This is a genomic window from Cupriavidus sp. USMAHM13, assembly GCF_001854285.1.
Lineage (GTDB): Bacteria > Pseudomonadota > Gammaproteobacteria > Burkholderiales > Burkholderiaceae > Cupriavidus > Cupriavidus malaysiensis.
On the sequence record NZ_CP017751.1, the window covers coordinates 3,660,121 to 3,683,715 of the forward strand.

A 23,595-nucleotide genomic window follows, 5' to 3' on the forward strand; every position below is an offset into this window, starting at 1 on the left:
TTTTCTTTTTGGGGGTGGTGCTTACTGCGGGCTTGCGCGTTTGTGTGGGCGGCTTTGGTCTGCGGGGCAACGGCCTGTTTCGGCTCCCGCTGCGGGGAGCCGGCCAACCATCGTGGCTCGGTGCTTGCGGCATGAGTTCGAGCGATGTCGGTCTGCGAGGGAACGGCCTGTTTCGGCTCTCGTGACTTGGTGCTTTGGTTGGGGCGATGTCGGTGTGCGAGGCAAAAGCCTGTTTCGACTCCCCTGCGGGGAGCCGACCTACTTTCTTGTCTTGCCAAGAAAGTAGGCAAAGAAGGCGCGCCGGGTGCGGCTTAACCCCCCCTCGCGTGCTGGGGCAAAGAGCGGCCGGGCCCCAACTCGGATCGCCTTAAGGCGATCCTCAGACAGGGGGCCCTCTTTTCCGCTCCTTGCCCCAGCACGCGAGGCGCCGCACACGGCAGGGAACAGACGCCACGCCTCGCTTCGCTTCGGGTTGAGGGGTGTTCGGCCAGCTTGCTGGCCGAACACGAAAGCTCAGCAGACCAAGCCTTCACGCTATATCGAACTCGTTGGCAGACCGATGGCTTGGCTTTCGCTTTTGCACTCTGAAAGTGCTCGGCAAGCTTAGCCGTCACGCAAAAGCGAGCCCGCTCGTAGACCAACGGTTGGCCTTTCCCTCCCGTGTGCGGCGCCTCGCGAATTAGCCCCGGCCGCCGATGAAGCCCGTCCGCTGTCTGAGCGGCCGCAGGCCGCGAGTTCGGACGGGCGCGGCGGCCGGGGCTAATTCGCGAGGGGGAGTCGCCGCACCCGGGTCGCCTTTCTTTGCCTACTTTCTTTGGCGAGACAAAGAAAGTAGGTCGGCTCCCCGCAGGGGAGTCGAAACAGGCTGTTGTCTCGCACACCAAAGCCGCCCACACAAACGCGCTAGCCCGCACCAAGCGCCAGCCCCAGAAAAGAAAAATGCCACCCAGCCCGAACTGAGTGGCACCCTCCGGTCAATACCATCACGCCCGCCGCCTGCAGCAAACAGGCAAACGACCGTCTTACTTCACGCAGTCAACGAAATAAGCCTTCTGCCCATCGACCACTTCTTCCACCAACCCGTGGATATCGGTCTCAAAGCCAGGGAACAGCTTATTGAATTCCCGCGCGAACTGCAGGTACTGCACGATCGTGCGGTTGAAACGCTCACCCGGGATCAGCAGCGGAATGCCCGGCGGATACGGCGTCAGCAGGATGGCAGTGACGCGGCCTTCCAGCTCGTCGACCGGCACACGCTCGATCTCGCGATGCGCCATCATGGCCCATGCGTCCGACGGCTTCATCGCCGGCTCCATGTCCGACAGGTACATCTCGGTGGTCACGCGGGCCACGTCATTGGCCTTGTAGACACTGTGGATGGCATCGCACAGGTCGCGCAGGCCCATGCGCTCGTACTGCGGATGCTTGCCGACGAACTCCGGCAGCACGCGCCACAGCGGCTGGTTCTGGTCGTAGTCGTCCTTGAACTGCTGCAACTCGGTCACCAGCGAGTTCCAGCGGCCCTTGGTGATGCCGATGGTGAACATGATGAAGAAGGAATACAGTCCCGTCTTCTCGATGATGATGCCGTGCTCGGCCAGGTACTTGGTGACGATGGCCGCGGGGATGCCGCGCTCACTGAACTCGCCGTCCACGTCCAGGCCCGGGGTGATGAGGGTGGCCTTGATCGGGTCCAGCAGATTGAAGCCGTCGGCGAGGTCGCCGAAGCCGTGCCAGCGGTCATTGGCCTGCAGCATCCACTCTTCGCGGTCGCCGATACCATCTTCGATCAGCGCGTCCGGGCCCCACACCTTGAACCACCAGTCGCCGTTCTTGCCGGCGACATAGTCGCCTTCGACCTTGCGCATGGCGCGGCGGAAGTCCAGCGCTTCCTGGATGCTTTCCTCCACCAGCGCGGTACCGCCGGGCGCTTCCATCATCGCCGCGGCCACATCGCAGGAGGCGATGATCGAGTACTGCGGGCTGGTCGAGGTGTGCATCAGGTACGCCTCGTTGAAGCGATGGCGGTCCAGCTTGCGCGTCTCGGAATCCTGCACGAGGATCTGCGAGGCCTGCGACAGGCCGGCCAGCAGCTTGTGCGTGGACTGCGTGGCGAATACCAGCGCGTCCTGGCTGCGCGGGCGATCACGGCCGATCGCGTGCATGTCGCGGTAGAAATCGTGGAAAGCGGCGTGCGGCAGCCAGGCCTCGTCGAAATGCAGCGTGTCGATCTCCGTGGCCAGCATCTGCTTGATCTGCTCGGCGTTGTACAGCACGCCGTCGTAGGTGCCCTGGGTGATGGTCAGGATGCGCGGCTTCTGGTTCTTGGCCTTGCTGGCGAACGGGTGCGCGGCGATCTTCCGGCGGATCGTCTCCGGGTCGAACTCGCTCTTCGGAATCGGGCCGATGATGCCGTAGTGGTTGCGCGTGGGCATCAGGAAGACCGGGATCGCGCCGGTCATCATGATGGCGTGCAGGATGGACTTGTGGCAGTTGCGGTCCACCACCACGATGTCGCCGGGCGCCACATTGGCGTGCCAGACCATCTTGTTCGAGGTCGAGGTGCCGTTGGTGACGAAGAACATGTGGTCGGAATTGAAGATGCGCGCGGCATTGCGCTCCGAAGCCGCCACCGGGCCGGTGTGGTCGAGCAGCTGGCCGAGTTCGTCCACCGCATTGCAGACGTCGGCGCGCAGCATGTTCTCGCCGAAGAACTGGTGGAAGACCTGGCCGACCGGGCTCTTCAGGAAGGCCACGCCGCCGGAGTGGCCGGGGCAGTGCCAGGAATAGGAGCTGTCCTGCGCATAGTCGATCAGCGCCTTGAAGAACGGCGGCGCCAGCGAGTCGAGGTAGACCTTGGCCTCGCGGATGATGTGGCGCGCGACGAATTCCGGCGTGTCCTCGAACATGTGGATGAAGCCGTGCAGTTCGCGCAGGATATCGTTGGGGATATGGCGGGAGGTGCGGGTCTCGCCATACAGGAAGATCGGCAGGTCGGTGTTGCGGCGGCGCACTTCGCTGACGAAGGCACGCAGCTTCTCGATGGCATCCGCTTCGGGACGGTCGTCCTCGCTGACGAACTCGTCATCGTCGATCGAGACGATGAAGGTCGAGGCGCGGCTCGACTGCTGGGCGAAGGAAGTCAGGTCGCCGTAGCTGGTCAGCCCCATGACCTCCATGCCTTCCGCCTCGATGGCCTGGGCCAGCGCCCGGATGCCCGAGCCGGAGATGTTCTCGGAGCGGAAGTCTTCGTCGATGATGATGACGGGAAAGCGGAATTTCATCGGGGCATCCTTGCTAGACGTAAAGCACAAAGGACTTGAGCCACATGGCCGCGGGGTGGTTCCCGCCAGCGGCTGCATGTGGCTCCTGAGTCAGGTCGCGCCGGCTGCCCGGGGATCTCCCGGACCGGCACCGCCGGCATGAGCGCCGGCATTGTATGCGATCAGGTTTTCGGCAGTGTGACACCGTGCTGGCCCTGATACTTGCCGCCACGGTCTCGGTAGGAGGTCTCGCAGACCTCGTCGCTCTCGAAGAACAGCACCTGGGCACAGCCTTCGCCGGCATAGATCTTGGCCGGCAGCGGCGTCGTGTTGGAGAACTCCAGGGTCACATAGCCTTCCCACTCGGGCTCGAACGGCGTCACGTTGACGATGATGCCGCAGCGCGCGTAGGTGCTCTTGCCCAGGCAGATCGTCAGCACGCTGCGCGGGATGCGGAAATACTCCATGGTGCGCGCCAGCGCGAACGAGTTCGGCGGGATGATGCAGACGTCGCCCTTGAAATCGACGAAGGATTTCTCGTCAAAGTTCTTGGGATCGACGATGGTGCTGTTGATATTGGTGAAGATCTTGAATTCGTCGGCACAGCGGATGTCGTAGCCGTAGCTCGAGGTGCCGTAGGAGACGATCTTGCGCCCGTCGGCCTCACGGACCTGGCCGGGCTCGAACGGCTCGATCATGCCGTGCTGCTCCGCCATGCGGCGGATCCATTTGTCGGATTTGATGCTCATCGAAGGTGGGCGATCTGCGGGTGGGAGGCAGCGCCGCGCAAGGGCGGCGGGCCGGCGATGGGGCGCATTGTACAACCAATCGGTGCGCGCTCCGCGCGGGTTCCGGCGCCCGGCCGGCCCGGTTGCCGGGCACCACCCGGCCAGGCTGCGCCGGCCTCAGGAGGCCGCGATCACGCCGCAGGCGATGCGCGCGCCGGAATTGCCGGCGGGCTGCGACTTGTAGTCGTCCGGATCCTTGTGCACCACCACCGCGCGCCCGATGACACCGTCCTTGCCGGTCCCGACCGACATGCCGTGCAGCATGAATTCCGCGCGCGCAGTGCCGTTGGCATCGGCCTTCAGGTTGGGGATGTCGCCGGCGTGGTGGTCCGGCGAGGCGGTCGAGCCGTGCGGACGGCCTTCCGGATTGAAATGGCCGCCCGCGCTCATGGCATCGGGCGCCGAGCAGTCGCCCTTCTCGTGCACGTGGAAGCCGTGCTCGCTGCCGGGTGCCAGGCCTGTCACCACGGCCTTGACCATCACCATGTCGCCTTGTTGGGTAAAGGTGACCGTACCCCCGGTCTGGGTACCGCTTTTCGCCGCCAGCGTCGCCGCTGCGGTGGAGGGTCCGATCAGATTGCCGGTGCTGCAGGCGGCCAGTGCCGCCGCGGCGCCTGCCATGGCCAGGCCGAAGAATACACGGGTCATGCGTCGCCTCCTTGCGCAGAAATGGAGCGGGAAATGATGCGGTGATCGAGCAGCCGAATTGTAACGCGGGAATCCCCCCGCCTTGGCCGGCCGCGGAAAAAACGGCACGGCCGGACAGCGGCGGAATCAGGTGTTCTGCACCACGATGCTGGGAAACTTACTGCTCATGTCGCGCGCCTTGTCGGCGACCTTGATCGCCACCTTGCGCGCGATCGCACGATAGATGCCGGCCACCTGGCCGTCGGGATCGGCCACCACGGTGGGCCGGCCGGAATCGGCCTGCTCGCGGATGGACAGGTTCAGCGGCAGGCTGCCGAGCAGCTCGACGCCGTACTCGGCGCACATGCGCTCGCCGCCGCCCTGGCCGAAGATGTGCTCGACGTGGCCGCAGTTCGGGCAGCAGTAGACCGCCATGTTCTCGACGATGCCGAGGATCGGGATGCCGACCTTCTCGAACATCTTCAGGCCTTTCTTGGCATCGAGCAGGGCGATGTCCTGCGGCGTGGTGACGATCACCGCGCCGGTGACCGGCACCTTCTGCGACAGCGTCAGCTGGATGTCGCCGGTACCCGGCGGCATGTCGACGATCAGGTAGTCGAGGTCATGCCAGTTGGTCTGGCGCAGCAGTTGCTCGAGCGCCGAGGTCACCATCGGGCCGCGCCACACCATCGGATTGTCCTGCTCGATCAGGAAACCGATCGAGTTCGCCTGCAGGCCGTGGCCCTCCAGCGGCTCCATGGTCTGGCCGTCGGTCGATTGCGGACGGCCATCGATGCCCAGCATCATCGGCAGGCTGGGCCCGTAGATGTCGGCATCCAGCATGCCCACGCGCGCGCCCTCGGCTGCCAGCGCCAGTGCCAGGTTGACGGCCGTGGTCGACTTACCCACTCCGCCCTTGCCCGAGGCCACCGCGATCACGTTCTTGACGCCCGGCAGCAGCTTGACCCCGCGCTGCACGGTGTGGGCGACGATCTTCATCGTCACCGCCACGCTGGCATTGCCCAGGCCGGGAATTTGCCGCAGCGCAGCAAGCACCATCTGCCGGATCGGTTCCATCTGGCTCTTGCCCGGGTAGCCCAGCTCGACCTCGAGCGACACGTCGGCGCCGTCGACCCGCACATTGCGGACCGCTCGCGTCGACACCAGATCCTTGCCCGTATTGGGGTCGATGACACTGCGCAGGACTTCGGTAACCTGGTCGAGGGTGAGGCTCAAGGCAATCTCCGCTTCGGAAATGGGGAAAGGCGCGTACTGTATCAAAGTCTCCGCGCGCCTTCCTGGCACGCCGCGCACCGGGCGATCAACCCCGGCGGCACCAGGGAATTACAGACACTTACAACTGTCACAGCCTTAGGCTTGTGCCGACACAGCCATCTCCCTATTGTAGTTCGGCCTGGGGGATGTGCGGTCCGGCTCGCCCGGCGCCACGGCCACCGCATTCGGATACGGCCGGCGCACAGGTTTGGGCTAGGATGGCAATGTTGGCAAACCGCCGCATCCATCGGCTTTTTCACGGGAAACAATCAGAAGGAGAGAACATGAACTTTAAGATCCACGTCGTCTCGCTCGCGGCTGTCGCCGTGCTGGCAGCCGGCTGCGCCACCGAACAAGGCACGCACACCGCCGTGGGCAGCGGCGTGGGCGCGGCGGTCGGCGCCGGCCTGGGCAGCCTGATCGGCGGCAACCGCACCGGCGCGCTGGTCGGCGCGGCAGTAGGCGCGGCGGCAGGCGGCGCGGTCGGCTACAACTGGAACGCGATCCGCGGCAAGCTGGACCAGGATACGGCAGGCACGGGCACGCAGATCACGGAACAGCCGGACGGCTCGCTGAAGGTCAACATTCCCAGCCAGGTCACCTTCGACACCGACAGCTCCGCCATCAAGCCGAGCTTCCGCTCGGTGCTGGACAAGGTCGCCCAGACCCTGTCGCAGCACCCGGACGTCGCCGCCACGGTGGTCGGCCATACCGACAGCACCGGCAACCCGAACTACAACCTGCAACTGTCGCAGCGCCGGGCCCAGAGCGTGGCCGGCTACCTGGGTGACCGCGGCATCCCGCGGGCCCGCCTGGCAGCCGAGGGACGGGGCCAGACTCAGCCCGTCGCGGACAACGCCACCGAGGCCGGACGCGCCCAGAATCGACGGGTCGAAATTTTTTTGAAACCAATTCAAGGATAAGGGAGTCATAGAAAACAGGTACCGCTTGCCACCGTTGCTGGCTCGCGATGGGTGGCTGACCTCCCGGGCGGTGCCTGATTTCTCCTCCTTTTCCGTTGTGGAAAGCTGCGCCGGTCTCGACCGGCGCTTTTTTTTGCCCACGCGGCCTGCAACATTTCATCATGTGCAATCGAGTGGCCGATGGTGGGGCCGGCGCCGCACCCCCGGTTCTTGGCGCTTGCTAGAATAGCCGGTCCAAGGTGCCAGGCCGCCCACCGCCGGCGGCACTGGCGCGCCGACCTCGATTCCCGCTCCTCACCGGCTCTTTCCCATGACAGCACGTCGTATCCTCGTCACATCTGCCCTGCCATACGCCAACGGCCAGATCCATATCGGCCACCTGGTGGAGTACATCCAGACCGACGTCTGGGTGCGCTTCCAGCGCATGATGGGCAACGAGGTCTACTACGTCGGCGCCGACGACACCCACGGCACCCCGGTGATGCTGCGGGCCGAGAAGGAAGGCATCACCCCGAAACAGCTGATCGACCGCGTGTGGGCCGAGCACAAGCGCGATTTCGACAGTTTCCTGGTTTCGTTCGACAACTACTACAGCACCGACTCCGATGAGAACAAGCAGCTCTCGGAGCAGATCTACCTGGCCTTGAAGGCCCAGGACCTGATCGCCGAGCGCGAGGTCGAGCAGTTCTACGACCCGGTCAAGAACATGTTCCTGCCGGACCGCTTCATCAAGGGCGAATGCCCGAAGTGCGGCGCCAAGGACCAGTACGGCGACTCCTGCGAGGTCTGCGGCACCACCTATGCGCCGACCGACCTGAAGAACCCGTACTCCGTGGTATCGGGCGCCACTCCGGTGCGCAAGAGCTCCACCCACTACTTCTTCAAGCTGTCCGACCCGCGCTGCGAAACCTTCCTGCGCGAGTGGGTGGCCGACCTGGCGCAGCCCGAGGCCGCCAACAAGATGCAGGAGTGGCTGGGCGCCGAAGGCGAGGCCTCGACCCTGTCGGACTGGGACATCTCGCGCGACGCGCCCTACTTCGGCTTCGAGATCCCCGGCGCCCCCGGCAAGTATTTCTACGTCTGGCTGGATGCTCCGATCGGCTACTACGCCAGCTTCAAGAACCTGGCCGAGAAGAAGGGCCTGGATTTCGACGCCTGGGTCGGCCCGCACTCCACCACCGAGCAGTACCACTTCATCGGCAAGGACATCCTCTATTTCCACACGCTGTTCTGGCCGGCCATGCTGCGCTTCTCGGGCCACCGCACGCCGACCAACGTCTTCGCCCACGGCTTCCTGACTGTCGACGGCGCCAAGATGAGCAAGTCGCGCGGCACCTTCATCACCGCGCAGAGCTATATCGACACCGGCATGAACCCGGAATGGCTGCGCTATTACTTCGCCGCCAAGCTCAACGCCAGCATGGAAGACCTCGACCTGAACCTCGAGGACTTCATCGCCCGCGTCAACAGCGACCTGATCGGCAAGTACGTCAACATCGCCAGCCGCGCGGCCGGTTTCCTGGTCAAGCGCTTCGACGGCGTGGTCGACGAGGCCGCCCTGGCCCACCCGCTGCTGGCCCAGCTGCGCCAGGCCGCGGCCCAGGTCGCCCATTTCTACGAGCACCGCGAGTACAGCAAGGCGGTGCGCCTGGTGATGGAGCTGACCGACGCGGTCAATGCCTTCGTCGACACGCAGAAGCCGTGGGAACTGGCCAAGGACGAGAGCAAGCGCGCGGCGCTGCACGCGGCCTGCTCGGTCTCGCTGGAAGCCTTCCGCCTGCTGACCATCTTCCTGAAGCCGGTGGTGCCGCAGATGGCGGCCGGCGTCGAGCGCTTCCTCAACATCGAAGCGCTCGACTGGCGCGCCGTCGACCAGCAACTGTCGGCCGCGCGCCCGGTGCAGCCCTACGCCCACCTGATGACGCGCGTCGACGCCAAGCAGGTCGAGGCCCTGCTGGCAGCCAACCGCGACTCGCTGCAGACTGCCGCCGCGCCCCAGGCCGCCGCCGACACGCCCGCCATCGAGCCGATCGCCGACACCATCACCATCGACGACTTCGCCAAGATCGACCTGCGCGTGGCAAAGATCGTCCAGTGCGAGAAAGTGGAAGGCTCGAACAAGCTGCTGCAGCTCACGCTGGACCTGGGCGAAGGCCGCACCCGCAACGTCTTCTCGGGCATCCAGTCGGCCTACACGCCCGAGCAGCTGGTCGGCAAGCTGACCGTGGTGGTCGCCAACCTGGCGCCGCGCAAGATGAAGTTCGGCGTGTCCGAAGGCATGGTGCTGGCAGCCTCGGCGGCCGACGAGAAGAAGGCGCCTGGCCTTTACATCCTGGAGCCGCATTCGGGGGCGGTGCCGGGGATGAGGATCGGTTGAGCGCGGGGGGTCGCGCGCCATCGTGCGATGCCGGTCGGGTGATGCCGATCGGCATTTTTGTTTCTGGGCGTTCGGCGTTCGGGGCTGCTGGACTTGTTTTGAGCGGCTTTGGTGTGCGAGACAACGGCCTGTTTCGACTCCCCTGCGGGGAGCCGACTCACTTTCTTTGTCTCGCGCCAAAGAAAGTAAGCAAAGAAAGGCGACCCGGGTGCGGCGCCCCCCCTCGCGAATGGGCCCCGGCCGCCGCACACGGGAGGGAAAGGCCAACCGTTGGTCTGCGAGCGGGCTCACTTTTGCATAACGGCCAGGTTTGCTAAGCCTTTGTGTTCGGCCAGCAGCTGGCCGAACACAGCCCACCCGAAGCGAAGCGAGGCGTGGCGTCTGTTCCCTGCCGTGTGCGGCGCCTCGCGGGCTGGGGCAAGGAGCGGAAAAGAGGGCCCCCTGTCTGAGGATCGCCTTAAGGCGATCCGAGTTGGGGCCCGGCCGCTCTTTGCCTCAGCCCGCGAGGGGGTTTTAAGCCGCACCCGGCGCGCCTTCTTTGCCTACTTTCTTGGCAAGACAAGAAAGTAGGTCGGCTCCCCCGCAGGGGGAGTCGAAACGGTTGTTGTCACGCAGACCGATGCGGCCCAGTCCAGCCCCCAGCCCCCCTACCCCCCCTGCACCCTAGCCGGATCATCACTCCGCGAAGTCGTCGTCACCAGCCCGCTCCCCTGGTCGAAGTGCACATTGAAAAAAGCCTTCTCCTGCGGCTGCTCCCACCAGCGATAACCCCACACCTCTTCCTTCTTCAGCGCGAAGGCCTCGACCTTGGTCGGCTTGCCCAACAGGCGCCGCACCGCATCGCGGCTCATGCCAGGACGCACGCGCGCGAAGTTCTCGGCAGTCAGTACCTGCTCGATCTTCGCCACCTTGCCGTCGGCGCCGATGCTGACCATCCAGGTGGTGGCGCCCTCCGGCCCGCGCGGATACTCGAGCCGCCGGCTGCCGTCCTCTTCCTCCCAGACGATGTCCGGGCGGCCCGCCTGCTCGCGCAGCTCGGCCTCGGTCGAGACACCGGGCTGGATGCCCTGGAACAGCTGGCTGTCCGGCTTGATGGTGTTCCAGGCCGCGCGCGCCTTGTCGCCGGCCTGCTTCATGGCCTGGTCGACCTTCTGCTGGTCGCAGCCGAACAAGGCGAGGAGCGAGGAGATCAGTCCCATGGCGGCAAGGTGTCGGGCCGACGCGCGGTGGCGGGTATTGGCATGCGGGATGGCGTCAGGATGCCGGCGCGCTGGCACCGGCGGCAGGCTCGCCGTCGCTTTCCGTTGCTTCATTCTGCTGGCTCTCCCTGGTGCCGCGTCGATTGGAACGACCCAGGAACAGGTCGGACCAACGGTCGAAGCGGCGGTTGAACAAGACGGACAGGCCGTTGATGGACCCTCCGCGGGCAATCAGCGACCAGCGCCGCGACAGGGCCCAGGTCAGCTTGACCACGTTGCTGGCCGAAGTCAGGCTCTGTTCGTAGCCGACCGAGATCTTCTCCGTCACGGACCTGCCGATGCTGACCACCTGCTGGTCGTTCAGGCCGGCCGTGCTCGGGCCGATGGAAAACTCGTCGAAGCCGAAATGCTGCACGATGTTCTTGCCCACGCGCCCACCGATCATGCCGAGCGCGGCCCCGCCGAGCGCGCCACCGCTGAGCTGGCTCTGCTGCCCGGCGCTGGCGCTGTCCGCGCCGTAGCCGAACATCAGCCACGACAGCTTGTCTTCCTGCGGCACATCAGGCTCGGAGACCAGTTGCACGCGCGGCAGCCGTACGGTACCGGTCACCTCCACACCGGCCGAGACCTCCTGGTTGCGCCGCATCGCGCGGATATTGAGGTTGGGGTTGTCGATCGGCCCGTTGAAATTGACGATGCCGCGGTCGATTTCCAGCCTGCGCCCGAACGCCTCGTAGGTGCCTTCGGCGACGCGGATGGTGCCGTTGGCGCGCAGCGGCGTCAGCGGCGCGCTCTTGACCTCGAGTTGCCCGGTCAGGCGCAGGTCGGCGCCGCCGCCGCGGAAGCGGAAATCGTTGCCCAGGTCCAGCGTCAGCTCGACGAGCGGACTGAAGCGGCTGGCCGGCCGGCTTTCCGGCGGCGGCGTGGCAGCGGTACGCAGCGCGCGCTGGTCCTTGCGGCGCACCACCACCACGTCGTCGCCCAGTTCGGGAGCACCGGCCTTAGGCAGGTCGAAGAGGCCACGGTCGACCTTGAACTTGCCGCGGATCACGATCTGCCGGTTCTCGTTCAGGATGGCCGCGTCGCCCGACACGATCAGCGTACGCTCCGGGCTGGAGAACAGCTCCAGCTTGTCGGCGACGATCCTGCCGCTCAGGTTGGGGTTGGCATCGCCCAGCTGGACGCTGCCGCTGGCCGTCAGCTTGCCGTCGCCACCGTGGAATTCCACCTGGCGCAGCTCGACCGAGTTCTGGTCCAGGGCGATCCGCACCTTGCCATCGGTCAGGCGGATGCCCAGGTCGTACAGCGTCACGCCCAGGCCGTCGCCGTTGAGCTCGCCGGTCAGCAGTGGCGCAGCCACGCTGCCGGCCAGGCGCATCCTGGCGTCGGCACGGCCCTCGAATGCGTACTGCGGTCCGGCCAGCGCCTCGATTGCCTTGAGGCGGGGCACCTCCAGCGCCACCTGGCCTGCCAGCTTCGAGGCGGGGCCGATGGTCGCCAGGCCCTGCTCCTGCAGCAGGCCGGCCGAGGCATCGACCGACAGCTTGCCGACGCGCCCTGAGACGATGCCGCCGCGCAGTGCCAGCCGGCGGCCTTCGAATTCCGCGCGCAGCGCGGTCTGCCCGAGCTCGAGCGTGGTGAAGCCGCGCCCCGCGCTGACCGACAGGTCGCCGCTGCGCCGGCTCAGCTCGGCGAAGCCGGTGGCGTTCTCGGCCAGCACCACGTTCCAGCGGCCGTCGATCACCAGGTCGGAACGCAGCGGCAGCTTGTCGCCGCTGAAGGCCTCGGCCAGGTCCAGCACATGACCGATCTGCACGCCGTCCAGCCGCCCCTGGCTGCGGAGCCGGCCGTGGTCCCAGTCGAACGACTCGATCGCCACCGTGGCGCGCTGGACCTGAAGACGCGTGCTGCCGAGCGCAATATGCTGGTCGGCCACCGCCAGCGGGGCCGGCGCCAGCAGCCGCAGGCTGATCGTGCCGCGCTCCTCGAGCCGGTCGATGGTGCCGCGCCAGCCCTTGTCGCCCTGCCAGGCGCCGTGCCCGGCCAGCGTGGCGTCGAGCGCCCGCCCGTTGACAGCGCCGGTGCTGTTGAGCGCGAAGCGGTGGCTGGCCTGGGTGCCGTCGAGACTGGCGTCGATGGTGTGCAGCGTCGCCTCGGGCCCGTGGAAGTCGCGTGCGGCAAGCTTGAAGGAGAGCGGTCCGTCGAGGGTACCGCCGGCGCCCGGCCGCAGGTGTGCCTCGCCTGCGGCGCTGGCCAGCCGGCGCGGACCGAAGACCAGTGAGCGCGCCTGGTAGCTGGCGTCGATCTCGGGACGCTTCAGCGTGCCGGCAATGTCGGCGTCCAGCTTGAGCGCGCCGGCCAGCCCGAAGCGCAGCCGCTCGAGCTGCGGCGCGTCGACGGCCAGTTTGAGCCGGTCGCCGCGCGCGCCGAAGCTGCCGCGCAGTTCGGCGCGGTTGCCGGCCATCTCGAGCGTGGCGCTGCTGGGCAGCAGGCGCTCGCCGGCCACCTGCACCTTGCCGCCACCGCGCATCGGCAAACCCGCGTATTCGCTGTCGCGCACGGTGAAGTCGACGGCGGCACGCACGGTGCCGGCCAGGCTGCCAGCGGCCCTGAACTCGGCGTTGATGCGGCCCGCCGCCACCTTGGCCAGGCGCGCCGGATCGAAGTTGGCCAGGCGCCCCTGGAAACGGAACGCCTGCTCGCCGGCCAGGCCGAGCTCACCTTCGGCGGTCAGCTGCCCGGGCCCGACGCCGGCGCGCAGCGTGCTCAGCGTCAGCTTGTCCTGGGTCAGGCTGGCGTCGGCAAACAACTTGAGCGGACCGTCGGCGAGATCGAGGGCCACGCTCTGCCGGCCCGGCTCCAGCCGCACGGCCAGCGGCCCGGACAGCCTGGCGCTTTGCAGGGCCCCATGCAGGGCGCGCGGATCGAGCCGGCGCACGTCGAGGTCGAAGCCGCCGCGGCCGTCGTGCAAGGATCCGCCACCGACGATCTGGCCCTGGCCCGCGAGCACCACGCGCAGGTCGCTGACGGCCTGCTCGGCGCTGCTCAGGCGCACGCGGGCCTGTACCGACTCCACCGGCAGACGCTCGGCATCGAGCGCGCCTGCCAGGCCGTTGCGGATCGTCACCTCGCCTGCCACGGTCAGGGACGGCGGCACGCCCGCCGGCGGGCCGGCCGTGACAGCGGAAGCCGGGACGGATGAGCCCGCCGGCCGCGCTGCCGAGGCAGCCACGGCTGGCGGCTCCGCCGCGCGCTCCTGCACCGGTTTCAGCGCCGCCTGCACCGACAGGTCGGCACTCGGCGCCGACGGGCTGAACAGGCGGGGGTTGATGTGCTCGCCCTGCACGTCGAGATGGCTGAACGGCACCTTGCCGAAGAGCGTCAGGCCGGCGCTGGCGCGGCCGCGCATGCGGTCGCCGCTCGCCTGCAGGCTGGCATCGATGGTCTCCAGCGTACCGCCCGCGCTGGCCGTGACGTTATAGGCCTCTTTTTCCCAGCGCCCCTCGAGCAGGGCCCGTGCACTCAGCGGGAACGGTGCCTGCGCGCCGAGCTGCGCATCGGCGGCCAGCTTGCCATACGGCGTGACGAGCCGGTCGATACCGAGGCGATGGTGCAGGCCATCGGTATGCAGCGACGCCGACAGGTCCGAGAACACCATCGGCTCGGCGGAGACCTGGCCGCCCTCGTGCAGCGCCAGCCGCCGCAGCGTCAGCGCGTCGATATCGACGGCCAGCGGCAGCGCCAGCGAGGTCGGCAGCGTGAGGGGCTTGTTCGACGGCTCGGAGGGGCCGAGGCGGACGTCGACGGCGCCCACGCTCAGCCACTGCACATGCAGCCGCGCCGGCGACCAGGAAAAGGACCATTGGCCGTCCAGGCTGTCGAGCGCGACGCGCGTCTGCCCGCTGGCGAACACCACCTGGCGCAGGCGCAGGCCGCTGGCGAGCGTACCGCCTTCCAGCCGGCCCGACAGCATGCCGGCCGACAGCCGCGTGGCCAGCGCCCACAGCTGGCGCGTACCGGCCTCGCTGTGCAGCGCCGCCGCCAGCAGGCCGGCCAGCATGATCGCCAGCGCCAGCAGCCCGGCCAGGCTCCAGCCCAGCGCGCGCCGTAACCGGCGCCAGGCGCCGTCCGCGCGCGGCGGCGGTGCATCGGGCCCGGGCGCGGGAACCGGGGGCATGTCGGGGCGGCTCATTTCGGCTGCTCGGGCAGGTGCGGGGACAGGAGGGGCGGGAGCAGAGTCGGCACGCGCATCAGAATGCCACCCCCAGGGAAACATGCGGACGGAACTGCTGCTTCTGGATGCCGTAGCCGAGGTCGAGCTGGACCGGGCCGACCGGGCTGCGCCAGCGCGCGCCGATGCCCACGCCATGGAAGATGGTGATGCCGTGCAGGTCGTTGGTGGCGGTGCCGGCATCCCAGAACAGCGCCACGCCCCACTCGGGACGGAACCAGTGCTGGTACTCGAGACCCGTCGTGCCGAGGTAGCGCGCCGGCAGCACGCTGGCGCCGCTGGGCGTGCCGATCGACTGGTAGCCGTAACCGCGCACCGAGTCCGTGCCGCCGGCACGGAAGCGCAGCGTGGCGGGCACGTTCTGCGGGCTGGCGCCGGTCATGTCCGCGCCCAGTTCCAGGCGGGCCACCACGAGGTCGCGCGAGCCCACCGGGATGTACTGGCGGATACGCCCGTACAGCCGCAGGAAGGTGGCGTCCGACATCAGGTTCTTGACCGCCACGCCGACCTGGGTGTTGATCACATTACCGCGGCGCGGGAAGACGGGATTGTCGACGTCGCGCCGTGTCCAGGCGAAGGCCGGCACCAGCGCGCGCGCGATCTGCTGCTGTTCCCCGAGCGGCATCAGCCGGTCGTAGTAATAGTCGAGCGAGAAGGTGACGTCGTAGTTCTCGCGCGAGCGCGAGCGCTTGAGGCCGGTGCGCAGGCTGGTGGTGTCGGTGCTTTCGACGTCGATGGTGCGCTCATAGCTGCCATAGACGCTGTTGCGGTACGACTTGCCGTCGGGCGGCATCGCCACCTCGCCCAGTGCGTACTGCCGCTTCTGTTCGAGGCTGAGCTGGGAGTCGAAGGTCCAGGCGCGGTTGAACAGGTTCAGATAGGTATAGCGCCCGGTGGCCTGGGCGCCGGTGTCGGTGGTATAGCCCACGCCGGCGCCGAGCCGGTTCTCCGGGTACTCGCGCACATGCACGTTGACCGGCGCGGTCACGCTGTCCGCGCCTTCGGCCGGCGGCGCGTCCTCCAGATCGACCTGCACGTTCGAGAAGTAGGGCTGGCGCTGGATCGCGCGCTGCAGCTCCAGCAGCCGTTCCACGCGATAGGGTTCGCCCACGCTGAGCGGGTTGACGTTGCGGACGATGCCCTCCGGATAGCGGCTGGTGCCGGTGATGCGCAGGGGGCCGAGCAGGTAGGCCGGCCCGCTGTCGTAGCGCACCGACAGGTCGGCGGCCTGTTCATCGGGCTCGATGTACGCCTGCGAATGCCCGAGCCTGGCGCCGTAGTAGCGGTTGGACTGCAGTTGCGCCAGCGCGTCGCCCTTGGCCTTGTCCCAGTCAGACTGGCGGAAAGGCTGGCCGGCCGGGAGCTCCCAGCCATTGCGCAATGCCTCCACCTGCGCGGGCGCCTGGCTGGCTGCCGGCCCCTGTACCGCCACGTCGACGCGGCGGATCAGCGTGCGCGCCCCGGCGTCCACCGTCAGTCGGACCACGCGCTTGTCGCCTTCGCCGTCCACCCGCGCGGTGGCGGTGGCATCGAAATAGCCTTCGGTCGAGGCCAGCTGGCGCACCTGGTCGCCGACGGTCTCGACCATGTACGCGAACTGGTCCTGGGACAGGTCGGTGCGATCCGCATAGCGGGTCAGGTCGAGGTGAGCCTTGAGCAGGTCGCGCAGCGCTCCGGGTGCCTCAACCTCCACTTTGTAGACGGCACCGGCCGGCAGCGGCGCCAGCAACAGGGCCAGGCCTGCCGGAGCCAGGCCGCGCAGTGCCAGCGCATGGGATAGCCGCCACCAGGCGCCGCGTCCGTGCTTGCTTCGGAAACGCATCCTCATCCGTCGTCAGCGATTTCGCAAAGTTGACATTTGACCACAACCGGCGGACATCTCTGGCATCCGCCGCAGGAATGCCGCGTATTTCCGACGGCACCGGGCTCCGATACGGTAAAATCGCGCCGGTTCCCGCCTTACCTGATAGACAATCCCCGCCATGGCACTCTACGAATCGGACATCACCCAGTTCCTGAAGACCCTCAAGAAAGAGCAGCCCTCGCTCGAGGCCGAGCAGCGCGAAGGCCGCGCCCTGCTGTGGGACAAGGCACCGATCGACCTGGACGAACGCGCGCGCGCCGATGCCTCGCGCGTGGCGCAGAAGCCCTACGTCTACTCGCTGGACTGAACACGGCACTGCCCGGCCGCCGGCCCATGAGCCCTGACGACCAGGACAAGCTCGCGCCTCCGACCGAGCTGCCCAGCGTCGCGCCAGAGCGCGACGCCACTCCCGACACCATCGACGGGATGGCGTTCGCGCGCCTGTACGGCGAGCCGCTGTTCCAGGTCCCGAACGACCTCTATATCCCGCCCGATGCGCTCGAGGTCTTCCTCGAGGCCTTCGAGGGTCCGCTCGACCTGCTGCTGTACCTGATCCGCAAGCAGAACTTCAACGTCCTCGACATCCCGATGGCGCAGGTGACGCGCCAGTACCTGAGCTACGTCGAAGAGATCCGCAAGCGCAATCTGGAGCTGGCGGCGGAGTACCTGCTGATGGCGGCCATGCTGATCGAGATCAAGTCGCGCATGCTGCTGCCGGTGAAGAAGGCCGACAGCGAGGAAGAAGTCGAGGATCCGCGCGCCGAACTGGTACGCCGCCTGCTCGAATACGAGCAGATGAAGCTTGCCGCGCAGCGCCTGGACCAGTTGCCGCAGCTCGGCCGCGACTTCCTGCGCACGCAGGTATATATCGAGCAGAGCCTGACGCCGCGCTTCCCCGACGTCGACTGCGGCGACCTGCAGGCCGCCTGGGCCGACGTGCTCAGGCGCGCCAAGCTGAACCAGAATCACAAGATCTCGCGCGAAACCCTCTCGGTGCGCGAGCACATGAGCCAGATCCTGCGGCGGCTGCAGCATGCCCGCTTCATGGAGTTCTCCGAACTGTTCGAGGACGCGATCCGCTCGGGCCAGGGCGCCCCGGTGGTGGTGGTCAACTTCATCGCCATCCTCGAGCTGGCGCGCGAATCCCTGCTCGAGATCACGCAGGCCGAGCCGTTCGCGCCGATCTACGTCCGCCTCGCCTATACGCCAACCTGAGCGCCAACCTGAGCGCCAACCTGAGCGCCGGCCTGAGCACCCATTCCGCGGCGGCAAAGGGGCCCTTCCCCAATCGCGAACGGATTCCGGCGCCGCCATGCCGCCGCGGCGAGGGTCCATCGGCCCGCACCGCGCCCACATGCTCTACAATCCGCCGACAGCCGGCACTCAGACCGGCCTGCCCGGCGGCTCCGGCCCGGGCACTAGGGTCTCTCCGATCACGACCAGCACGCCAAGTTCATGAAAGTCATTTCCTCCATCCACGAGCTGCGCGATCAGTTGCGCGGCCAGAACCGCGTCGCCTTCGTGCCCACCATGGGCAACCTGCACGAAGGCCATCTGTCGCTGATGCGGCTGGCGCGGCAGCACGGCGACCCGGTGGTGGCGTCGATCTTCGTCAACCGCCTGCAGTTCGGCCCCAACGAGGACTTCGACAAGTACCCGCGCACGCTGCAGGAGGACATCGAAAAGCTGCAGAAGGAAGGCGTCTACGTACTGTTCGCGCCCACCGAGCGCGACATGTACCCCGAGCCGCAGGAATACCGCGTCGAGCCGCCGCACGACCTGGGCGACATCCTCGAGGGCGAGTTCCGTCCGGGCTTCTTCAAGGGCGTGTGCACGGTGGTGATGAAGCTGTTCTCCTGCGCGCAGCCGCGCGTGGCGGTGTTCGGCAAGAAGGACTACCAGCAGCTGATGATCGTGCGCCGCATGGCCCACCAGTTCGCGCTGCCGATCGACATCGTGCCGGCCGAGACGGTGCGGGCCGAGGACGGCCTGGCGTTGTCCTCCCGCAACCGCTACCTGGCGCCGGACGAGCGCGCCGAGGCACCGGTGCTCTATCGCACGCTGCATGAGGTGCGCGATACCGTGCTGGCGAGCAATCCCGCTGCCACCGACCTGGCGGCAGTCGAGGCCCAGGCGCAGGCCAGCCTGGCCGCGCGCGGCTGGAAGCCCGACTACGTGGCCATCCGCAAGCGCAGCAACCTGCAGGCGCCGACCCGCGAGGAATTCGTCGCGGGCGAGCCGCTGGTGGTGCTGACCGCCGCCAAGCTGGGTGCGACCCGGCTGATCGACAACCTCGAGATCTGACGCAGCGCGCGCGCCGGCGGCTCCGCCCGGCGCACGCCGCAAGGCAGAACGCAAAACGCCCGGCATCAGCCGGGCGTTTTCTTGTCTCCCTGGCGCGCAGCCAGCCGCGTCAGGCCAGGCGCACGCCGGCGCGCTGGCGCTCGCGCGCGAGATGGCGCCGCTGCCCGCGCCGGCGCTTGAGCCAGATCAGCAGGCCGGTCACGGCGAAGGCCAGCGGCGCCAGGCCGAAGACCGTGATCAGGATCCTCCCCGGCAACCCGAAGGCCTCGCCGGTATGCAGCGGATACAGCCAGTTCAGCAGGGTATCGCCGGCCGGCGCGCGCAGCGGGTCGCGCAACCTCAGCACGGTGCCGCGGCGGGCATCGATCCAGACCCGGGTCGAGCCGCCGCCCTGGCGCACCTCGCCCGGCTGGCGCAGGCGCACCTCGTAGGCATCGTCCGGCTTGCGCGGCGGGCTGACGCGGGTCACGCGCGCCTGCGGAAAGGCGGCCTGAGCCGCTGCCATCGCCTGCCCGATCCCCAGCGGTACCGCACCGTCGGCACCGTCCACGGCGGGTGCCGAGAGCGGTTTCGCTCCGGACGGCGTCACCGTCATCACCGCCCCCACCAGCGGCGTCACCCACTTGGGCAGGTTGAGATACCAGCCGGAAAAGGCCACCACCAGCACGACCGGTGCGACAAAGACGCCGCCGGCGCGGTGCAGCGAGTAGTTGAAGCGCGACCAGGAGCCGCCGTGGCGGATCGTGAGCGCCTGCCGCAGGGCGCCCCAGCGCAGCTTGGGCAGCCACAGCAGCAGCCCGCCCAGCGTGGTCAGCAACATCAGCATGCCGGTGATGCCGGTGATGGTCTTGCCGGTCTCGCCCGCCAGCAGATAGCGGTGCAGGTGGAACAGCGTGGGCATCAGCAAGGGACGCGACAGGCCGGGCTGGCCCCAGATGCGTTCGCCCTGGATCGCCAGCGTGGCCGGATCGACCATGACCTGGCGCGAGCGTCCCGGCACGGCGCCGTCCGCGCCCTTGACCGCATACGAGGCGACGAAGACGCCGGACGGCCCGTCGGGCAGCATCAACAGGCGCGGCTTGCCATAGCGCGGATCCGCCGCGAGCCTGGCGGCCACCGCCTCCGCCTGGGCCGGCGTGACCGGCCCCGCGGCGGGTGCCGAAGCGCGCAGCAGCTCGGGATTGAGTACCGCATCCAGCTCATCGCGCCAGGCGATCACCGTGCCGGTCAGGCCCAGCAGCACGAAAACCAGCCCGAAGCTCAGGCCGAGGTAGAGATGGATCTTTTGCAGGACGGTACGGAGGCGGCCGGTGACCATGATGGAAAGGCGGCCGCCTGGCGTACCGCGAATGAGAATGCGAAGGATTTGCGATTCTAGCAGCAGCCCGGGACCGCGCGGGACCGCTGCGTGCGCAGGCTAGCCGTGCAGCGGCGCCAGCAGCCGGTCCAGGTCGAGATGGGCGGCCAGGGTATCGGCCAGCCGTTCGATGGAAGCCTCGCGCAGCGCCGCCAGGTCCACGCCCTCGGCCCCCGCCAGGCCGGCCCAGCGCAGCAGCGCGGCGCAGCCGGAGGGGTCGTCGAACAGGCCGTGCACATAGGTGGCCAGTACCTGCCCGTCGGCCGACAGGGCGCCGTCGACGCGCCCGTCGGCCAGCGCCAGCGCGGGCCGCGCCAGGCCGGCCCCGGCGCTGACGCCCATGTGGATCTCGTAGCCCGTCACCGCGGCGGCGCCCCCCGGTGGCGCGCCCGGCTCGAGCAGCAGGCTGCCACCGACACGGCGCAGCTGCTTGCGCGCGGCCAGCGTGGTCTCGTAGTCGAGCAGGCCCAGGCCCGGACTGCTGCCCGCGCGCCCCTCGCGGCCGTCGGGATCGTGCAGGGCCCGGCCCAGCATCTGCATGCCCCCGCAGATGCCGATCACCTTGCCGCCATAGCGCAGGTGGCGCAGGATCGCCGCCTCCCAGCCTTCGGCGCGCAGATGCTCCAGGTCGGCGCGCACGCTCTTGCTGCCGGGCAGCACGATCAGGTCAGCCGGCGGCACCGGCATGCCCGGCCCGACGAAGCGCAGGTCGACCTGCGGATGGGCGCGCAGCGCATCGAAATCGGTATGGTTGGAGATGCGCGGCAGCACCGGCACGATCACGCGCAGCAAAGCCGTGCCGGTGCCGCGCTTGGCTCCCTGCGCGCTGGCGATGGCATCCTCGGCATCCAGGTGCAGGCCGTGCAGGTAGGGCAGCACGCCCAGCACCGGCTTGCCGGTGCGCGCCTCCAGCCAGTCCAGCCCTGGCTGCAGCAGCCCGATATCGCCGCGGAAGCGATTGATGACGAAGCCGGTCACGCGCGCGCGTTCGCTCTCCGACAGGCAGTCGAGCGTGCCGACCAGGTGAGCGAACACGCCGCCCCGGTCGATGTCGGCCACCAGCACCACCGGGCAGTCGACCGCCTCGGCAAATCCCATATTCGCGATGTCGCGGTCACGCAGGTTGATCTCGGCCGGGCTGCCGGCGCCTTCCACCACCACCACCGCATAGGCCGTGCGCAAGCGCGCGTGGGAGGCCAGCACGGCCTTCATGGCCTCGGGCTTGTAGGCATGGTAGGCGCGCGCGTCGAGATCGAGGCGGGCACGGCCGTGGATGATGACCTGGGCGCCGGTGTCGCTGCTGGGCTTGAGCAGCACCGGATTCATGTCGGTGTGCGGCGCCAGTCCGGCGGCCTGGGCCTGCAGCGCCTGGGCCCGGCCGATCTCGCCGCCGTCGGCCGTGACCGCGCTGTTGAGCGCCATGTTCTGCGGCTTGAAGGGCGCCACCCGGATGCCGCGGCGCGCCAGCACGCGGCACAGCCCGGCCACCAGCGTGCTCTTGCCGGCGTCGGAGGTGGTGCCCTGCACCATCAGGGTGCCGTGCAAGGCGCCCGCCTTGATCGGAGCGGCTGCATCGGCTGCAACGTCGTCTGGGGAGTCTGGATCTCGCATGGCGCGGATTATCGCACCGGCCCCTCCCGCCGCGCGGCCGGACGGCCGCGTGCCGGCCGCGTGCCGGCCGGATAGGCGGCGGCTACAATACCCGGATGGAAACCCCGGCAACCGCTCTCGATGTCCCGCCCCAAGCCGCCGCGTCCCCTGCCACGGAGAACGGCCGCGCCGCGCGCGAGCTGACACTGGTACTGGGCGGCGCGCGCTCGGGCAAGAGCCACTTCGCCGAGCAGTTGGCCAGCGACCATGCGGCGCGCCACGGCGGCCCGGTCACCTACATCGCTACCGCCCGCCACGAAAGCGCCGGTGGCGACGAGGAAATGGAGTTGCGCATCGCGTTGCACCGTGCCCGCCGCCCCGCCAGCTGGAAGCTGGTGGAAGAGCCGCTGCACCTGGCCGACGCGCTCTACGCGCACGCCCGGCACGACGGCTGCATCCTGGTCGACTGCGCCACGCTGTGGCTGAACAACCTGCTCTTCCTCGACGCGCGCGGCTATCCCGAGCACGGCCTGATCACGCCGCCGGCCGCCTTCAGCGAGGAAATCGAGGCACTGCTGTCCGCCCTGCCCACACTGCCGGGCCACACCATCCTGGTCTCCAACGAGATCGGCTTCGGCGTGGTGCCGATGGGAGCGATCACCCGCTTCTATGTCGACGAGCTGGGCCGGCTCAACCAGAAGCTGGCTGCCGCCGCCGACCGCGTGCGGCTGCTGGTGGCCGGTATCCCGGTGGCGGTGAAAGGCGCGGACCCGGCATGATCCTGTTGTCCTGGGCGGCCTGCGTGGCCGCCGCGCTGGCAGGCGTCTGGCTGGACCGCCTGCTGGGCGAACCGCCGCGCTGGCACCCGCTGGTGGGCTTCGGCCGCCTCGCCGCCGCGCTCGAGTCCCGCCTGAACCGCCCCGCGCCGCCGCTGCGCCAGCGCCTGGCAGGGTTGGTGGCCTGGAGCCTGCTGGTGCTCGGGCCGGCCGCGCTGGCCTGGCTGCTGGTGGCTGCCGCGCAACGCGCCAGTCCCTGGCTGGCGCTGGCGCTGCACGCGCTGGCCCTGTATGCCGCGCTGGGCGCGCGCAGCCTGCAGCAGCATATCGCGCCGATCGCCGACGCCCTGAGCGCGCGGCACCTGGACGAGGCACGCCGCCTGACCGCCCGCATCGTCTCACGCGACACGGCCGACGCCGATACCGAGGCGCTCGCGCGCGCGGCCTGCGAATCGGCGCTGGAAAACGGCAACGATGCCATCTTCGGCGCGCTGTTCTGGTTCCTGGTAGGCGGCGCGCCCGCCGTGGTGCTGTTCCGCCTGGCCAATACGCTCGATGCCATGTGGGGCTACCGCACGCCGCGCCTGCTGCATTTCGGCTGGGCTGCCGCCCGCCTCGACGACCTGCTGAACCTGCTGCCGGCGCGCCTGACGGCGCTGTCCTACGCGCTGCTGGGTGCCACCGGCCCGGCGCTGCGCTGCTGGCGCACACAGGCGCCGGCCTGGTCCTCGCCCAATGCCGGCCCGGTGATGGCGGCCGGCGCAGGCGCGGTGGGCGTCGCCCTGGGCGGCCCGGCGCGCTACCACGGCGCCTGGGAGGACCGTCCGCCGCTCGGCGCCGGCGTCGCCCCCGGCGCCGCCGAAGTTCGCGCCTGCCTGCGCCTGGTGCGGCACACGCTGTGGCTGTGGCTGGCCCTCGCCGCGGCAGGCGCGCTCGCCTGCCTCGCGGTGGATCTCCGCGCCACGCTGGCCGCCACCTCCTGCCCTGCCGCCCACGCGTTCGCGCCGGCCCGCGCATGAAG

The 23,595-nt window shown here is 68.6% G+C and carries 16 protein-coding genes; 7 read left to right on the top strand and 9 right to left on the bottom strand.

Annotated elements, in window-relative coordinates; all coding sequences use genetic code 11:
- Positions 1 to 1,022: 1,022 nt before the first annotated feature.
- The 4 genes from BKK81_RS16160 to apbC all read right to left on the bottom strand — a co-directional run bounded on the left by BKK81_RS16160 (position 1,023) and on the right by apbC (position 5,914).
- A complete protein-coding gene (locus BKK81_RS16160; RefSeq protein WP_071014969.1) occupies positions 1,023 to 3,284 on the bottom strand; it encodes an arginine/lysine/ornithine decarboxylase in 2,262 nt (753 codons plus the stop codon).
- Between the two features lie 161 nt (positions 3,285 to 3,445).
- Positions 3,446 to 4,012, bottom strand: a complete 567-nt coding sequence (dcd, locus tag BKK81_RS16165; protein ID WP_071014972.1) for a dCTP deaminase — start codon at positions 4,010 to 4,012, stop codon at positions 3,446 to 3,448.
- A gap of 156 nt (positions 4,013 to 4,168) precedes the next feature.
- A complete protein-coding gene (locus BKK81_RS16170) occupies positions 4,169 to 4,699 on the bottom strand; it encodes a superoxide dismutase family protein (protein ID WP_071014974.1) in 531 nt (176 codons plus the stop codon).
- A 126-nt stretch (positions 4,700 to 4,825) separates the two neighbouring features.
- Positions 4,826 to 5,914 carry an iron-sulfur cluster carrier protein ApbC gene (gene apbC / locus BKK81_RS16175; RefSeq protein WP_071014979.1) on the bottom strand — a complete coding sequence of 363 codons (1,089 nt, stop codon included), beginning with the start codon at positions 5,912 to 5,914 and terminating at the stop codon, positions 4,826 to 4,828.
- A 323-nt stretch (positions 5,915 to 6,237) separates the two neighbouring features.
- Here apbC and BKK81_RS16180 point away from each other — a divergent pair, with 323 nt between their 5' ends.
- On the top strand, positions 6,238 to 6,876 hold the full coding sequence (locus tag BKK81_RS16180; RefSeq protein WP_071014981.1) for an OmpA family protein: 639 nt from the start codon (positions 6,238 to 6,240) through the stop codon (positions 6,874 to 6,876).
- 310 nt (positions 6,877 to 7,186) lie between these two features.
- Entirely contained in the window at positions 7,187 to 9,253 is a 2,067-nt protein-coding gene (gene metG, locus BKK81_RS16185) for a methionine--tRNA ligase (RefSeq protein WP_071014984.1), read from the top strand.
- A gap of 647 nt (positions 9,254 to 9,900) precedes the next feature.
- Here metG and bamE read toward each other — a convergent pair.
- From bamE to BKK81_RS16200, 3 genes are read right to left on the bottom strand one after another with little or no spacing between them, the layout of a single operon-like run.
- Positions 9,901 to 10,452, bottom strand: coding sequence for an outer membrane protein assembly factor BamE domain-containing protein (gene bamE, locus BKK81_RS16190; RefSeq protein ID WP_071016548.1), 552 nt, complete (start codon positions 10,450 to 10,452; stop codon positions 9,901 to 9,903).
- A 55-nt stretch (positions 10,453 to 10,507) separates the two neighbouring features.
- Entirely contained in the window at positions 10,508 to 14,644 is a 4,137-nt protein-coding gene (locus BKK81_RS16195; protein ID WP_071014987.1) for a translocation/assembly module TamB domain-containing protein, read from the bottom strand.
- A gap of 58 nt (positions 14,645 to 14,702) precedes the next feature.
- Positions 14,703 to 16,505: an autotransporter assembly complex protein TamA gene (locus BKK81_RS16200; protein WP_071014989.1), complete on the bottom strand. Its 1,803-nt coding sequence runs from the start codon at positions 16,503 to 16,505 to the stop codon at positions 14,703 to 14,705.
- 160 nt (positions 16,506 to 16,665) lie between these two features.
- Between BKK81_RS16200 and BKK81_RS16205 the strand changes: the two genes are divergently transcribed.
- From BKK81_RS16205 to panC, 3 genes are all read left to right on the top strand, one after another.
- Positions 16,666 to 16,854 carry a DUF3460 family protein gene (locus BKK81_RS16205; protein ID WP_071014992.1) on the top strand — a complete coding sequence of 63 codons (189 nt, stop codon included), beginning with the start codon at positions 16,666 to 16,668 and terminating at the stop codon, positions 16,852 to 16,854.
- Positions 16,855 to 16,880: 26 nt separating this feature from the next.
- Complete coding sequence (locus BKK81_RS16210; protein WP_071014995.1) at positions 16,881 to 17,762, top strand: segregation and condensation protein A; 882 nt, start codon at positions 16,881 to 16,883, stop codon at positions 17,760 to 17,762.
- Between the two features lie 240 nt (positions 17,763 to 18,002).
- A complete protein-coding gene (gene panC, locus BKK81_RS16215) occupies positions 18,003 to 18,851 on the top strand; it encodes a pantoate--beta-alanine ligase (protein WP_071014997.1) in 849 nt (282 codons plus the stop codon).
- Between the two features lie 109 nt (positions 18,852 to 18,960).
- Here the strand turns inward: panC and BKK81_RS16220 are convergent, their stop codons facing one another.
- Entirely contained in the window at positions 18,961 to 20,169 is a 1,209-nt protein-coding gene (locus BKK81_RS16220) for a PepSY-associated TM helix domain-containing protein (RefSeq protein ID WP_071015000.1), read from the bottom strand.
- A 99-nt stretch (positions 20,170 to 20,268) separates the two neighbouring features.
- Positions 20,269 to 21,738 carry a cobyric acid synthase gene (locus BKK81_RS16225; RefSeq protein WP_071016550.1) on the bottom strand — a complete coding sequence of 490 codons (1,470 nt, stop codon included), beginning with the start codon at positions 21,736 to 21,738 and terminating at the stop codon, positions 20,269 to 20,271.
- A gap of 176 nt (positions 21,739 to 21,914) precedes the next feature.
- On the opposite strand from BKK81_RS16225, the gene cobU reads away from it, so the two are divergent.
- Complete coding sequence (gene cobU / locus BKK81_RS16230) at positions 21,915 to 22,577, top strand: bifunctional adenosylcobinamide kinase/adenosylcobinamide-phosphate guanylyltransferase (protein WP_071015003.1); 663 nt, start codon at positions 21,915 to 21,917, stop codon at positions 22,575 to 22,577.
- Entirely contained in the window at positions 22,574 to 23,593 is a 1,020-nt protein-coding gene (cbiB, locus tag BKK81_RS16235; protein WP_071015006.1) for an adenosylcobinamide-phosphate synthase CbiB, read from the top strand. Before cobU ends, cbiB begins: the two co-directional genes overlap by 4 nt.
- Positions 23,594 to 23,595 lie beyond the last annotated feature (2 nt).

Bases quoted from the DNA above. Each gene is read 5' to 3' on its own strand.
- dcd (WP_071014972.1), bottom strand. From the start codon at position 4,012: ATGAGCATCAAATCCGACAAATGGATCCGCCGCATGGCGGAGCAGCAC.
- cobU (WP_071015003.1), top strand. From the start codon at position 21,915: ATGGAAACCCCGGCAACCGCTCTCGATGTCCCGCCCCAAGCCGCCGCG.
- BKK81_RS16160 (WP_071014969.1), bottom strand. From the start codon at position 3,284: ATGAAATTCCGCTTTCCCGTCATCATCATCGACGAAGACTTCCGCTCC.
- BKK81_RS16220 (WP_071015000.1), bottom strand. From the start codon at position 20,169: ATGGTCACCGGCCGCCTCCGTACCGTCCTGCAAAAGATCCATCTCTAC.
- bamE (WP_071016548.1), bottom strand. From the start codon at position 10,452: ATGGGACTGATCTCCTCGCTCCTCGCCTTGTTCGGCTGCGACCAGCAG.
- BKK81_RS16180 (WP_071014981.1), top strand. From the start codon at position 6,238: ATGAACTTTAAGATCCACGTCGTCTCGCTCGCGGCTGTCGCCGTGCTG.
- BKK81_RS16225 (WP_071016550.1), bottom strand. From the start codon at position 21,738: ATGGTGCAGGGCACCACCTCCGACGCCGGCAAGAGCACGCTGGTGGCC.
- BKK81_RS16205 (WP_071014992.1), top strand. From the start codon at position 16,666: ATGGCACTCTACGAATCGGACATCACCCAGTTCCTGAAGACCCTCAAG.
- BKK81_RS16210 (WP_071014995.1), top strand. From the start codon at position 16,881: ATGAGCCCTGACGACCAGGACAAGCTCGCGCCTCCGACCGAGCTGCCC.
- metG (WP_071014984.1), top strand. From the start codon at position 7,187: ATGACAGCACGTCGTATCCTCGTCACATCTGCCCTGCCATACGCCAAC.
- BKK81_RS16170 (WP_071014974.1), bottom strand. From the start codon at position 4,699: ATGACCCGTGTATTCTTCGGCCTGGCCATGGCAGGCGCCGCGGCGGCA.
- cbiB (WP_071015006.1), top strand. From the start codon at position 22,574: ATGATCCTGTTGTCCTGGGCGGCCTGCGTGGCCGCCGCGCTGGCAGGC.
- BKK81_RS16200 (WP_071014989.1), bottom strand. From the start codon at position 16,505: ATGCGTTTCCGAAGCAAGCACGGACGCGGCGCCTGGTGGCGGCTATCC.
- panC (WP_071014997.1), top strand. From the start codon at position 18,003: ATGAAAGTCATTTCCTCCATCCACGAGCTGCGCGATCAGTTGCGCGGC.
- BKK81_RS16195 (WP_071014987.1), bottom strand. From the start codon at position 14,644: ATGAGCCGCCCCGACATGCCCCCGGTTCCCGCGCCCGGGCCCGATGCA.